Source organism: Paraburkholderia sartisoli (assembly GCF_900107685.1).
Lineage (GTDB): Bacteria > Pseudomonadota > Gammaproteobacteria > Burkholderiales > Burkholderiaceae > Paraburkholderia > Paraburkholderia sartisoli.
This window is the reverse complement of record NZ_FNRQ01000006.1, coordinates 183,644-196,240: the sequence shown is the minus strand read 5'-3', so window position 1 is coordinate 196,240 and position 12,597 is coordinate 183,644. Positions and strand designations below refer to the sequence as shown.

Below are 12,597 nucleotides of genomic sequence, written 5' to 3'. Positions count from 1 at the left end.
TTTACCTTTGGCCTGAGTCGACGCTTTCTCGCAATCGTTGTCGATCAATCCTCGTTGGCAAACAGCGCGGAGATGTTCCCGGGCGGCCGGCCAATGACCGCCCGTCCATTTCGCACGACAATCGGGCGTTGCAGCAGGATCGGGTTCGCCTCTATTGCTTCGTATAACTGATCATCTGTCAACTCGGGAGCAGCGAGACCCAACGCCGCGTACTCCTTTTCCGTGTCGCGCATCATCTCGCGCACGGAACACCCCAACATGCGGTTGAGCTCTTTCAGTTGAGCGACCGACAGTGGATTCTTCAGATACTCGACGATTTCCACCGGTTCATTTTTCGGGTTGAAGGCATTTGCGACGAGGTCGCAAGCGCCTCTCGATTTCGAGCAGCGAGTGTTGTGATAGATCGTGATCATGGTTTGGGACGCTTGCCAGCTGTTGGTCGTTGAGCAACCGGAAGTGTACCGATTCCGCCTGATTTCAGTTGCCGGGGTTCTTGAGTTGGTGACCAGATGAATCGGCGTTCGATGTGGATTCCGCACGGGTTGCTTTTGCTGGCGATGCTTTAGGTGTGGGAGCGCATCAGGTGTCGATTTGCGGGCCGATCGACGATTCGTGCTCGTTTGTGGTGTATATCGCTCTGTTGTCGAAGCGCTGGTTGTTGCATCGAAGAAGGGATTACGGCCTGAACTGAGGCCCTCTCGCTGAACGTGAGTTGCGCTTCCTGGAGTGAGCAATTCCAATGCCGATTGCGCCCGGTAGAAGACCTGCGGGATCAGGGCATTCCCGGCCGTCAGGTTAAGCCACCTCTTTAATAGCCCACGCATCGACGTGTGCTTCGCGGCGAAAGCGTTCGATGCAGGTGCAAACGAGCCGCTAGCGGGATGAACTCTATCCGGCGAAAACGCGAACTCTGGTTTCGCGCCCGGAAGGCCGGGATACCGGCAGTTGGCAATCTGTCCGTCTCGATGTCATTCCCCGATGACGATTCATTGCCTCCTGGTTTATGCGCATAAACGCGAGTCCGATTGTTTGGGTCTGCGGACATGCAGTGTACGGATTGCGGTAAGTCCGCAGCCTGCGCTGAGACGTCGACAAATCCGCGCCGTCTCCTGACAGCGGCGAATCGCGTCGCCACAAAATAAATGGCCACAACACCTTCTCGGCCCGAACACCACTTCAAACCAACGAAATATCGAAAGCAGTCGTTGCCGCGGCTCATCCGCTAGCGGGAACCCGTTTATGCGCATAAACCTTGGCCGAATGGCTAATTCGTCGCGTCTGAACGACGAAAATCATTGAAATCAAAATTCATCACGGTAAAATCCATCAGCGTCTAAAAATGAGGTGAAGAATTGGCAGCTGAAATCATCGCAGTCACGCAACAAAAAGGCGGAGTCGGGAAGAGCACTATCGCCATGCACCTTGGCGCTGCCTTCCACGAAAAAGGCAAGCGCGTCCTCGTTGTAGACGCCGATGGTCAGAACACCCTCGTTCACTGGGCAAGCGCGTCGTCTGAAGGAGAATCGGGAATTCCGTTTCCGGTGGTCAATCTCTCCGAGGCGGGCGGCCAGATCCATCGCGAGATCAAGAAATTCGTCGGCGATTACGACATCATCGTCGTCGACTGTCCACCGTCCATTACCGAAAAAGTCTCGGGCGTCGTTTTGCTCGCCGCGACTGTCGCTGTCATTCCCACCTCATCATCGCCCGCTGACTATTGGTCAAGCGTCGGCCTCGTCAAACTCATTCAGCAGGCTCAAGTCATGAATGAGGACCTTCGTGCCGTCTTCCTGCTCAACAAAACGGAAGAGAAGCGCATGCTGACCCGCGAACTTAAACGTGCCCTCGAAGAACTCGGGTTTCCATTGCTCAAAACCCAGATTCCGACGCGAGAGGCCTATAAACAGGCCATGGCACTTGGACAGACCGTCCTGCAGATGAATGACCGCGGCGCCAAGCTCGCAAGCTTTGAAATACGGGCGTGCGCGAACGAGATCGCCGCCTTGCTTCCCTGAATTTATGCGCATAAAGGACCCTGAATGAAACCCTCCCAATTCGCTAAAGGCTTCCAGGCGCGTCCTGACACGACCAGCAGTGAGAAACGTACCGCGCTCGACCGACTCAACGCCATCGACGGCCTCGTTCAACGTAGCGACGCGAAGTCAGCCGACGTGCCGGGGCGCTCCAGTCAACCTGACGCCGCGGTTGTGTCGATGGTCGAGGAGCCCGCACTGTCGCAAGCTGCGAGCGAATCGCCCGAGTATCACGCCTGGCGCGTCGAGCATGGATACCGTTCCGGCCAGGTGATTGAACTTGCGCTGAAAACCATCAAGCCGAGTCCGTTCAATCCACGTCATTTCTATTTGAAGTCGTCGATTGCCGAACTCGCCGTCAATCTGGCGAAGCAGGGACAACAACAGGCGATCCATGTCATCCCCGACTATGACAATCCCGGCAGTTATTTCGTCAGCGATGGCGGCCGCCGCGTTCGGGCGTTGAAAGAGGCGAACAAGGATTCCGTCAAGGCAATCGTCATCGATCTGCCGATCGGTATCCAGAGCTACAAACTCGGCTACGACCTCAACGTTCAACGCGATTCGCAGACTGTCTTTGATAATGCCGTCGTCTGGAAGCGCTTTCTGGACGATAAACATTTTCAAAGCCAGAAAGAACTCGCCGAACATCTCGGTCTCGATGAATCGACCGTGGCCGTCGCGCTGTCAATCGCGAAGTTGCCTGAAGCTGTCATGCATGAAATGGTCGTCCGGCCTGACCGCTTTGGCTCGAACATGGGCTATCAGGTTGGCCGATACCACAGCGCGCGCGGCACTGACGCCACGCTGCGCCTGATCAACAAGATTCTTTCGGATGATCTGAGCACGCGGCAGGTCGCGGACATCGTCAAAGGCCGCGCAACCGCGCAGGAAATCCCGAAGCCGGCCGGACGTCAGCGCTATGCCCAGCGGCTCGATATCAAACTCGACGGAGTGACGGTCGGAGATCTGAAATCATACGGTGATGACCGTCTGGAACTCAGGTTGCGCGGGCTCACGCGCGAAAAGCGCGACGACATCCTGAAGCAGATCGAACAGATGTTGCTGTCGAAGTAAATCTCGATCCACCCGAAGCCCGAGGCTGCCTGCCATCACGGCGGGCAGTCCTCATTGGCAAACTGCAGGATCAGGCAGCGCGGGACTGGCTCAGCGTAAAGGCGAGCAGGTCACCATCGGTGGGATCGCCCCACGTCTTGCGAGCCAGCCAGTCGAAGAATGCGGTCTCGGCAAGCTTTGAATCCAGGCCGCGACGACGCCAGTCATCACGCATATGCGCGCCCAGCGACGGCAGTTCGTCTTCCTCGAAAGACTGTCGCGCCACATCCCGTTCCGACTCACCTTGCTCGTCATACAGCGCGCGTGCTTCCTTGCGGCGGTAGGCGGAGTATTCGCCGAGGAGACGCGCCTTCAGGTCATCCGCCGGCACGGCCGCGACGATGCCCTTCACGCCATCCACCGAAGGCAGGGCTTCGACTGGCGGGGCGTAGCCCTTCTTCAGCGCGTCCTTGAAGAGCGCCGGGGCGCTGCGTACTGGCGGCAACGTCGAGCTGCGCATGCGCTGCTCGGTCATCTGCAGGGCCGCACGAATCCGGTTCTCCTCGCTATCGGCGTAAAGCGTCTGCGCCTCTTTGAGCGGAATGCCGATCTTCACCATCCGGTCGACGAGCGTGCTGTCGAAGACATTCGGATGTTCGTCGAGCGCGAGCATCGGTTGCTTGCGCTCCGTGACACGGAACTGGATTTCAGCGACGCGTCGACCTTCCCGATGCTCGATCAGCTCGACGAAGATGTTGGTCACGGCGTTCACTTCGGCAATCGCGGGGCGCAGATAGTCGCGCTTGAAATATTTGTATTCGCGCTTCGCTTCGTCACCGGCTTCCGTATCCGGCGTGCCCGAGAGAATCGGGCGCCACCACTCCCACGCCTCGCGCATCGTGAGATGGCTCGGGTTCGTCAGATAACGCACGCAGATTTCATAGAGCGCGAGACCCGCGCTGCTGCGCAACTGGCTCTGGAATTGCAGGCTCAGCCGCGCGTACTGCACCGGATCGAGTAGTTTCTTCTTGATTTTCGGCGCAAACGAGAATTCGACCCACACGCGCCGCGTGGCCGGATCCTCGAGAATTTCGGCGTCCGCGATCAGCGTGGAAATGCCCCACTTGCGGCCCGGCTTCTGACTCGAGGTGCCCGTGCTCCATTCCACCTGCACCGACACCATCCGCCGCAGATGTTCTTTGACGAGCGCCGTATCGTTCGAATCGAACGCAGAATTCGCGACGATGTCGGACAATAACGCGCGATAGGTATCGCCGGATTCGTCTGCCTGCTGAGCCACGGCGAGCAGCACATTGAACAGCTTCCGGGTGAGCAGGGTGATCTTGCCGCTCTTGGGCTGAATGGCAATGGCCTCAACGGCCTTGCGCAATTCGGCGGAGCTCGGGCTCACCACATCAGTCTTCTTCGCGCGCTTCGTGGCCATGCGTCGGGTCGAGGAGGGATTTGGCGAAAGCATACCGGCTGCGGTGAAGCACGTCTATAGCGCGCATCTCACCATTGCCGGTGAAGTGTGTTTACGAATCGCACCTCACCTCGAACCGTTCCCGTAAGTCCTCACCGCCGCGCGATTGCACCCAGGACGGCAAGCGTTGTCCGTCGCCGGGTCCCGAAATCCACTCCGTTTTGGGCCTTCCGCCAGCCTCAATTTCAGTTCCCGTATCGGCTCACCGGTCAACGTCGTCGGAATTTTACGACGTCGGGTGCGAAAACCAGCGGCGAACGCCAGGTTATCGCGTTCCGCATCACGAAAGCCTGCTGGACCGTCCTCCATTCGGCCATTTTCACCATCGGTCGCCGAGATTGCCTGGCTTTTTGCGCGCAATGCCCTCCAGAGCCTCTCGAATCCGCCTCAATCAACCGATGCCGGCAGGAAAAGGTCCCGAAAAACCTCACCTTTGGCACGCGCGAGGCCCCGTTTACGCGGGATTTCCAGCCGACAGGCTATCCAGACGGGCGTTTTCCCTCCTGAAAAAGCTCACCAAAGGCACAAGATCGACGCTGGGCGATGCTGGCACCGAGAGGTCCTGAAAAGCCTCACCTTTCGGCAGCCGCTGAAAAATATCCAATCGTTACCGGCACTTACCCTTGATTCGTCAACCGGTACCTTCAGTCGACCACGCTCCCGTAAATCCTCACCCAAAGGCTGCACCCGAGCTTTGGGTACGCTGGAAGGAAGAAAATCATCTACCTCCCGCATTTCCTCACCTTTGCATCGTGAGATGCCGGAAAGATGTCCTCACCAACCAGCGTCAATGCAGTGTTTCCAGTAAGTAACCGCAAACTAGCTCCTGAAAAGTCTCACCAGACCCGAATGCCCCACTTAATCTTGCTCCTGAAAAACCTCACCATCGCTGCCCGCCCCGATAAGGCCATCGGATTCCACGCTTTCTCCGGCAGATCTCCCGAATCTCCTCACCTTTACCCGTGCAGAGCACCTTTGATACCTGAAATCCCGCTTCGATCCGCGGCCGGCAATCACAGCGCGTCCCGTAAAGGCTCACCGCAGGGCTCTGGGTCGCCCAAAACGGGGCATTTCGGCGGTCAAGCCCTGAAAACCCTCACCTTCATATGTCGTTCTGTCCCGTTATGCCTCACCACTCGCCTTTTTCGGCCCGAAAACCAGCCAAAACAAGGGGGCAACGGGCATCCCGCAGATACTCACCGCCGTTTTTACGCTTTCTACGTCCTGTATTCAGGTCGCCGCAGGGGTTTCAGCCGATCTGCTCCCGAAGAAGCTCACCTCTCGAAATGACCTGTCTGACGCATGGCTCCCGAAGCCGCTCACTCACTGCCCCGAACCCTCTCACCCGTTTCCCTGAACCCCATCACCGCAGCATCCCGGGATTGCTCACCAACTGTCCCGTAAAGCTTCACCTCACTGCCCGCAAAGCCTTACCAGGTATGGCTTTGCCATGGCGTTAACGTTTTTAACCTAGGTTCAAGGGTGTTTACTTCTATTACTCTCAACGAGAACCCGCTGTGCCGCCGGAAAATTTCCGGACGTCAAAACCGCGCCCATCATTCCGCTTCGTGAAACAGTCCCGATTTTTTGACGAAGACAGAATTTCCTTTATTTACAGAAGCTTATTGACTATTCTTCGATTTGTTTCACGGTAAATCCCCGACATCGACCCCTACACGCGGTAAAGTCAACGCTGAACGCACGGTTTACCTGTCTAGCCAGTCAAGAATCAAAGTTCGTATCGTTTACTACGTAAATTGTTATGATTCGCTGGATTGCAGCTCCATCGAGGCATGAATGAATTCAGATGAAGAACGCCAGGCGATTCGCCAAGAACTCGAGCAGATGCGCGCAAACGGGGCGCGCCGTCAAGAACTGTCACTTCACGCCTGTAAGCGACTCTTTTTCGATCTGGGCATCCGCCCATCGATGGCAACTGTGCGTGAACTGACCCAGACAGGCAGCGCGAGCGACATTCCAAAAGACATCGACAGTTTTTGGGAACGCATTCGAGGCGCATCGAAGGTACGCGTCGGTGCAGGGGCAATACCGAAAGCGCTCGAGGACCGCGCCGGTGAACTGTTGGGCGAGCTGTTCCAGGCCGCGATGACACACGCTCGCTCGACGCTCGACGAAGACCGCGCGACGATGCAGCACCAGGTCGAAGCGGCTGAACAAAAAGCGCGCGAGGCGGAAATTCGCCTCGACGCATCGGAGGAAGCGATCGAGCGTGCGGAAATACGCGCTGATGCCGCATGGAACCGGATCCGCGAACTGGAAACCGAACTCGCCGCGGCGAATTCCCACGGATCGGCGCATCAGGAAAGTCTGCAGGCGATGGTCCGACGGCTCGAAGCGGAGACCGAAGCGCTTCGCAAACGCCTCGATATCGAGCAGACCACCAACGCTGGGCTACGCGACCGGATTGATACCCTGCACGCGGATATGCGACAGAGTACCGAGCATTACGCGCAGCAGATCAAGGACGCCGTCGCCGAAGCCGAGCGCCGGGTCAAGCCGATGCTGGTCGAGCTCGACTCGCTGCGCAGCATGGCGGCGACGTATCAGTCCGGCGTGCGCGACGCGAGCCGCAAGGAATTCGATTTCATTCAGCAGATTGCTTCGTCGAAAGCCCGCGGCGACCGGCTGGACGCGCAGGTTCGTGAGCAGTCAGATGAGATCGATGCGCTAAGCAAGGAAGTGGCTGCCTTGCGTGCGCAGGAAGGCATCGATCCCGCCATTGCCGGTTTGCTGTGTACGCTGGCCGGCGCCGGCCGCCTGACACCCGACGAGTTGAGCACGATCGGAACCCTCGCCGACGCTCAGGTCGCCCTTCCGCTTCGCTGCCCGAAATGCGTGGATGGAGAACCGGAGTTGTCACAGGTCGATCACCGTTTCGAGTTGCAGTGTCCGGAATGCGAACACTCGTCGGGTATGGGCGATTCCAGACTTCAGGCGGTGGCGCGGTTTTTGTCCGCCAGGACGGTCCCCGCTTCGGCGACAAGCTAAAAGCCCGATCGGGCGACAAAACACAAACGTTCGACCGATCGATCGAGGTGCGATCGACGCCGGGTAAAGGTGAGCCGTTCCGGGAGCCTGTGGGTGAGGGTTTTCAGGATACTGAATCGGCGTGCGCCCGGCCAGACGGGCGGCCAAGCCGACTAGACAGAACGCGTTGATGAAGCCGGATCGGGAATGTCGTTCGCCGGTGCGTCCTGCTGGATCATCCAGTTTTGCCATGCGCGATGCAGCCGGTTGGACGAGACGGGCTGCATGAATCCAAGCCATTGACCCACGAGCGCTGGCTCAACTCCGGCTTCGAACAGATCGGCCGCGTAGGTATTGCGCAACGTATGTGGACTGGCGCGTGTCGCTCGCGCGTCCGAAATGCCGGTGACATCGATAAGCGCATCGACCGATCGCAACATCGTCGCCTTGTGCATCGGCCGTCCCGAAGGCGAAGCCGGAAACACAAGATTGCCGGCCAGTTCGGAGAGACGCCGCTCGGCAAGCCACGCATCCATGACGGCCACGGCGAACGGCGAGAGCCGGGCGCGTCGCGTGAAGGCAGGATTGGCGGCCTCCACCAGAACCCAGGGCGAACCTGGATTCACGCAACTAATGGTTAATGTTCGCGCTTCACCGGTCTTGAGTCCCCCACCGAGAAAAACCGCGATCAACGCGCGGTCGCGACGCTCGCGCCATCGAGCCGCAACCGAGAGATCAGCGAGTGGCGAGAACAGGTGGGCAACCAGAAGAGATCGTTCGACCGAAGTGAGAAATCCGGTGGGTTCATTGTCACGGGCATTGCGCCACGCGGCGTCTCCATCCTGTGCAATAAAGCGCGCGGGGTTGGTCGATGCCAGCTCGATTTCGCGGACGTGATCGAGCACGCGCTCAATCAGCCTTAAATAGCGGGCCCGTTGCGGTTTTCGGATATCCAGGCCAGCGACGAAATCGGCGATGGCATGCGTGTCGACGGTTGTGAGGCTCTTGCGACGAACTTTCAACCAGTCGAGAAACAATCCCCACTGCGCACGATACACATCGGCCGACGAGCGACGGAACTGCTGACCTGCGAGCCAGGCGTCGAATGCGATGCGAGGGTCGCGTCGCCAGTCTTCGCGTTGCTGGTCAAACAGATCGGCGCTGGCCGAATGCTGTCGTGGCTGTGATGAGGGAGGTGAAGCGACCATGATTGAATATCCGTTAGTTGCGTGAATAGTAGGATATTCACGTGGTGTTTTCCAGACGCGAAGCGCAAGGTCAACCCGCTAATGGTCCCAAGCTCGCCGATCTTCGAACGCCTTCAGCACCCACATACGGAATCAGAAGCCCGCCTTCCGCGATGTGTCGGCCATCAGATTGCGCATCGCTCCCGCCGACCTCCAGCGCAACCCTGGTGGACGAAATCCCCTTCGCTTAACCGCCCCACGCACTGGGGCGCATTGCCGCCGTCCGCTTGCCTGCGGACTGCATCGAGGCGGCGTGCGCTTTCTCATAGGCATTGACCGCGAAAGCGAACACCGCTGGCAACGCGTTCGAGGCGCCGAAATCCACCGTGTCGTCGGTTTCTGGATACGGCAGGTTATCCGGTCGCTGAAACAGCACCAGCAAAAACGCGTCGTGGCGGCTCGCGAAGCCCAGGTCGGCCTGCGCCTCCGCTTCGATTGCGTGCAGCAGCCGCCACGTCAGCGGTACCTGCTGCGCGATATAGCGTGAAGCGATGTGACGCACGATGTGTTCGAGATCGCGCGCGGCGGCCTGGAAGCGCAGCGCGGCGAGGTCATGCTCGTTCGAGTGGTTCATTTTGGGCTCCGGTCAATCCGCCTATACTGTACAAATATACAGTAGTTGGCGCAACCTCGGCCATCTGGCCGAGGCGCCGGATGGGTGCCGCTGCGCTATCGTGAAGGCGTTGCATGAGCGCGGAGGCTCACCCGTGAATCACCACCAGCAAGGCTTTTGCCTCGCCTTTTCCTGCGTTTCGGATCGCATGCGGTTCGTCGGCGATGTAGCGTGCCGTGTCGGCGGCCTTCAGCCTGCGGCTCGTGCCCGCCGCATCGATTTCGATCGTGCCGTGCAGCACCGTCAGGTGTTCGCGCGTGCCGGGCTCGTGTGCGTTCGAGACGAGTGCGCCGCCCGGTTGCAGCGTCAGTTCGTACCACTCGAACTTGCCCGCGAGTTCGATCGGTCCCCATACGCGCAACTGATAGCGGCTGTCGTGGCCGCTCAGCGTCGGGATTTCGTGTGGTCCGGATACGGCGATGGCTTCCGGCGGCTTCTGCTGGGCGAACAGCGAATCGAGGCTGACGCCAAGCGCATTCGTGAGACGCCACGCCACCGCGATCGTAGGATTGGCCTTGTCGCGCTCGATTTCCGACAGCATCGATTTCGATACGCCCGCCGCGCGGGAGAGATCGTCGAGCGTCATCCGCCGTTCGCCACGCAGGCGCTGGATCTGCTCGCCCACGCGCGGGGGGGCCGCAACCGTCGAAGCAGCCTGGGCAGCGGATGCGGGAGGGGACGCTGTCGACGTGCGGCGCGTTCCGGAACTTGCCATCGGGTGACCTATCGTTTAAAGTTGTTCGATATACCGAACTTTGGTTCGAAAAAACGAATTTATCCGGTAAAGCTGACAGCCGACTATAACAGGCTGCCGGTCCACGAGCTAATGCCACGGCGCGATCCGCCGTGGCCATTCAGGAGACTGATTCATGCGTGAACCCTTTCTCGCCCATCTGCGCAGCACGGTTGAGCAGATTCGTCGCGACGGCTTTTACAAGACCGAGCGCGTGATCGCCAGTCCGCAGTCGGCCGACGTTCGTCTTGAGGGCGGCGCCGATGTGCTGAACTTCTGCGCCAACAACTATCTGGGCCTCGCGAACGATCCGCGGCTCGTGGCCGCCGCAAAAGACGGGCTCGACCGGGACGGATTTGGCATGGCATCGGTGCGTTTCATCTGCGGCACGCAGACCGTCCACAAGGCGCTGGAGCGCGAGATCGCCGCATTTCTGCAGACGGACGACTGCATCCTGTACTCCAGCTGTTTCGATGCGAACGGTGGCCTGTTCGAGACGCTCCTCGATGAATCCGACGCGATCATCAGCGATGAACTGAATCACGCCAGCATTATCGATGGCGTGCGTCTGTCGAAGGCAAAACGTTTCCGTTACCGGAACAATGATCTCGCCGATCTCGAAGCGAAGTTGCAGGAAGCGGATGCCGCCGGCGCGCGATTCAAGCTTGTTGCCACCGACGGCGTGTTTTCGATGGACGGCATCATCGCCAATCTCGCCGGCATCTGCGATCTGGCGGACCGGTACGGTGCGCTCGTCATGGTCGACGATTCGCACGCGGTGGGATTTATCGGCGAAAACGGGCGTGGCACGCCCGAGCATTGTGGCGTGTTGTCGCGCGTCGACATCATCACGGGCACGCTTGGCAAGGCACTCGGTGGCGCATCGGGCGGCTATGTCGCCGCGCGCGGGGAAATCGTCGAGCTGCTGCGACAGCGCTCGCGTCCATACCTCTTTTCGAACACGCTCACGCCCAGCATCGCCGCGGCTTCGCTCAAGGTGCTCGACCTGCTTGCCAGCGAAGAAGGCGCGAAGCTGCGCGAGCGCGTTCGTGCAAACGGCGCGCATTTTCGTAACGCCATGAGTGCGCTCGGCTTCACGCTCGTGCCGGGCGAACATCCGATCATCCCGGTGATGCTCGGCGACGCGCAGCTCGCCTCGCGCATGGCCGACGCGCTGCTGCGCGAAGGCGTCTACGTTATCGGCTTCTCGTTTCCCGTCGTGCCAAAAGGCCGGGCGCGCATCCGCACGCAGATGAGCGCGGCACATACGCCGGCACAGATCGATCGCGCCGTCGATGCGTTCGCGCGCGTCGGCAAGGCGCTTGGCGTTATCTGAAACGGAGACCATCACATGAAAGCACTTGCAAAACTCGAACGCGCACCCGGGCTTACGCTCACGCGCGTGAAAAAGCCCGAAGTCGGCCACAACGACGTGATGATCCGCATTACGCGCACCGCGATCTGCGGCACCGATATTCACATCTGGAAATGGGACGACTGGGCGCAAAAGACGATCCCCGTGCCGATGCACGTCGGACATGAATACGTCGGTGAAATCGTCGAGATGGGTCAGGAAGTGCGCGGCTTCGCGATTGGCGACCGCGTTTCCGGCGAAGGCCACATTACGTGTGGCTTCTGTCGCAACTGCCGCGCGGGGCGCCGTCATCTGTGCCGCAATACCGTCGGCGTCGGCGTGAACCGCGAGGGCGCGTTCGCCGAGTATCTCGTGATTCCCGCGTTCAACGCGTTCAGGATTCCGCCGGAAATTTCCGACGACCTCGCCGCGATCTTCGATCCGTTCGGTAACGCCACGCACACGGCGCTTTCGTTCAATCTGGTCGGCGAAGATGTTCTGATCACGGGCGCCGGGCCGATAGGCATCATGGCGGTTGCGATTGCGAAGCACGTCGGCGCGCGCAACGTCGTGATTACCGACATCAATGATTATCGTCTCGACCTCGCGCGAAAAATGGGTGCGACGCGGGCGGTCAACGTTTCGCGTGAATCGTTACGCGACGTCATGGAAGACCTCCACATGACCGAAGGCTTCGATGTCGGGCTCGAGATGTCCGGCGTGCCGAGCGCGTTCACCAGCATGCTCGACGCGATGAATCACGGCGGCAAGATTGCGCTCCTCGGCATTCCGCCGGCACAAACCGCGATCGACTGGACCCAGGTCATCTTCAAGGGTCTTGAGATCAAAGGTATCTATGGGCGCGAGATGTTCGAGACCTGGTACAAGATGGTCGCGATGCTGCAAAGCGGGCTGGATCTTTCGCCGATTCTCACGCACCGTTTCCCGGTCGACGATTACGAGCGTGCCTTCGCGACGATGCTCTCAGGTGAAAGCGGCAAGGTCATTCTCGACTGGACCGCGGCCTGATTCGTTGCTGTCGTATCGTTGATTCGCGTTGTGCTGGACACAGGTCCAACACAACGCACGC

The 12,597-nt window shown here is 59.4% G+C and carries 9 protein-coding genes and 2 pseudogenes; 6 read left to right on the top strand and 5 right to left on the bottom strand.

Annotated elements, in window-relative coordinates:
• Positions 1–44 precede the first annotated feature (44 nt).
• Positions 45–413 carry an arsenate reductase (glutaredoxin) gene (gene arsC, locus BLV45_RS18725; RefSeq protein ID WP_090535460.1) on the bottom strand — a complete coding sequence of 123 codons (369 nt, stop codon included), beginning with the start codon at positions 411–413 and terminating at the stop codon, positions 45–47.
• Between the two features lie 939 nt (positions 414–1,352).
• On the opposite strand from arsC, the gene parA reads away from it, so the two are divergent.
• The 3 genes and pseudogenes from parA to BLV45_RS18715 form a co-directional block, all read left to right on the top strand.
• Entirely contained in the window at positions 1,353–2,015 is a 663-nt protein-coding gene (gene parA / locus BLV45_RS18720) for a ParA family partition ATPase (RefSeq protein WP_090535459.1), read from the top strand.
• Between the two features lie 24 nt (positions 2,016–2,039).
• A pseudogene (locus BLV45_RS28255) lies at positions 2,040–2,148 on the top strand (ParB/RepB/Spo0J family partition protein); the annotation flags it as partial.
• A gap of 101 nt (positions 2,149–2,249) precedes the next feature.
• Positions 2,250–3,110, top strand: a pseudogene (locus BLV45_RS18715) (ParB/RepB/Spo0J family partition protein); the annotation flags it as partial.
• A gap of 70 nt (positions 3,111–3,180) precedes the next feature.
• Here BLV45_RS18715 and BLV45_RS18710 read toward each other — a convergent pair.
• Positions 3,181–4,533: a replication initiation protein gene (locus BLV45_RS18710; RefSeq protein WP_090535457.1), complete on the bottom strand. Its 1,353-nt coding sequence runs from the start codon at positions 4,531–4,533 to the stop codon at positions 3,181–3,183.
• A 1,836-nt stretch (positions 4,534–6,369) separates the two neighbouring features.
• Here BLV45_RS18710 and BLV45_RS18705 point away from each other — a divergent pair.
• Entirely contained in the window at positions 6,370–7,581 is a 1,212-nt protein-coding gene (locus BLV45_RS18705) for a DNA-binding protein (RefSeq protein WP_090535456.1), read from the top strand.
• Positions 7,582–7,733: 152 nt separating this feature from the next.
• On the opposite strand, the gene BLV45_RS18700 is transcribed toward BLV45_RS18705, so the two are convergent.
• From BLV45_RS18700 to BLV45_RS18690, 3 genes are all read right to left on the bottom strand, one after another.
• Positions 7,734–8,768 (bottom strand): tyrosine-type recombinase/integrase, encoded by a 1,035-nt coding sequence (locus BLV45_RS18700; protein ID WP_090535455.1) that lies wholly within the window; start codon positions 8,766–8,768, stop codon positions 7,734–7,736.
• A gap of 226 nt (positions 8,769–8,994) precedes the next feature.
• Complete coding sequence (locus tag BLV45_RS18695; RefSeq protein WP_090535454.1) at positions 8,995–9,381, bottom strand: DUF2471 family protein; 387 nt, start codon at positions 9,379–9,381, stop codon at positions 8,995–8,997.
• 127 nt (positions 9,382–9,508) lie between these two features.
• Positions 9,509–10,135 carry a helix-turn-helix domain-containing protein gene (locus BLV45_RS18690; RefSeq protein ID WP_090535453.1) on the bottom strand — a complete coding sequence of 209 codons (627 nt, stop codon included), beginning with the start codon at positions 10,133–10,135 and terminating at the stop codon, positions 9,509–9,511.
• A 154-nt stretch (positions 10,136–10,289) separates the two neighbouring features.
• Between BLV45_RS18690 and BLV45_RS18685 the strand changes: the two genes are divergently transcribed.
• Together BLV45_RS18685 and tdh are read left to right on the top strand one after the other, a co-directional pair.
• Complete coding sequence (locus BLV45_RS18685) at positions 10,290–11,489, top strand: glycine C-acetyltransferase (protein ID WP_090535452.1); 1,200 nt, start codon at positions 10,290–10,292, stop codon at positions 11,487–11,489.
• Positions 11,490–11,504: 15 nt separating this feature from the next.
• Positions 11,505–12,536, top strand: coding sequence for an L-threonine 3-dehydrogenase (gene tdh, locus BLV45_RS18680; protein ID WP_090535451.1), 1,032 nt, complete (start codon positions 11,505–11,507; stop codon positions 12,534–12,536).
• Positions 12,537–12,597: the final 61 nt, after the last annotated feature.

Bases quoted from the DNA above. Each gene is read 5' to 3' on its own strand.
- arsC (WP_090535460.1), bottom strand. From the start codon at position 413: ATGATCACGATCTATCACAACACTCGCTGCTCGAAATCGAGAGGCGCT.
- BLV45_RS18690 (WP_090535453.1), bottom strand. From the start codon at position 10,135: ATGGCAAGTTCCGGAACGCGCCGCACGTCGACAGCGTCCCCTCCCGCA.
- BLV45_RS18710 (WP_090535457.1), bottom strand. From the start codon at position 4,533: ATGGCCACGAAGCGCGCGAAGAAGACTGATGTGGTGAGCCCGAGCTCC.
- BLV45_RS18695 (WP_090535454.1), bottom strand. From the start codon at position 9,381: ATGAACCACTCGAACGAGCATGACCTCGCCGCGCTGCGCTTCCAGGCC.
- tdh (WP_090535451.1), top strand. From the start codon at position 11,505: ATGAAAGCACTTGCAAAACTCGAACGCGCACCCGGGCTTACGCTCACG.
- BLV45_RS18705 (WP_090535456.1), top strand. From the start codon at position 6,370: ATGAATTCAGATGAAGAACGCCAGGCGATTCGCCAAGAACTCGAGCAG.
- BLV45_RS18700 (WP_090535455.1), bottom strand. From the start codon at position 8,768: ATGGTCGCTTCACCTCCCTCATCACAGCCACGACAGCATTCGGCCAGC.
- BLV45_RS18685 (WP_090535452.1), top strand. From the start codon at position 10,290: ATGCGTGAACCCTTTCTCGCCCATCTGCGCAGCACGGTTGAGCAGATT.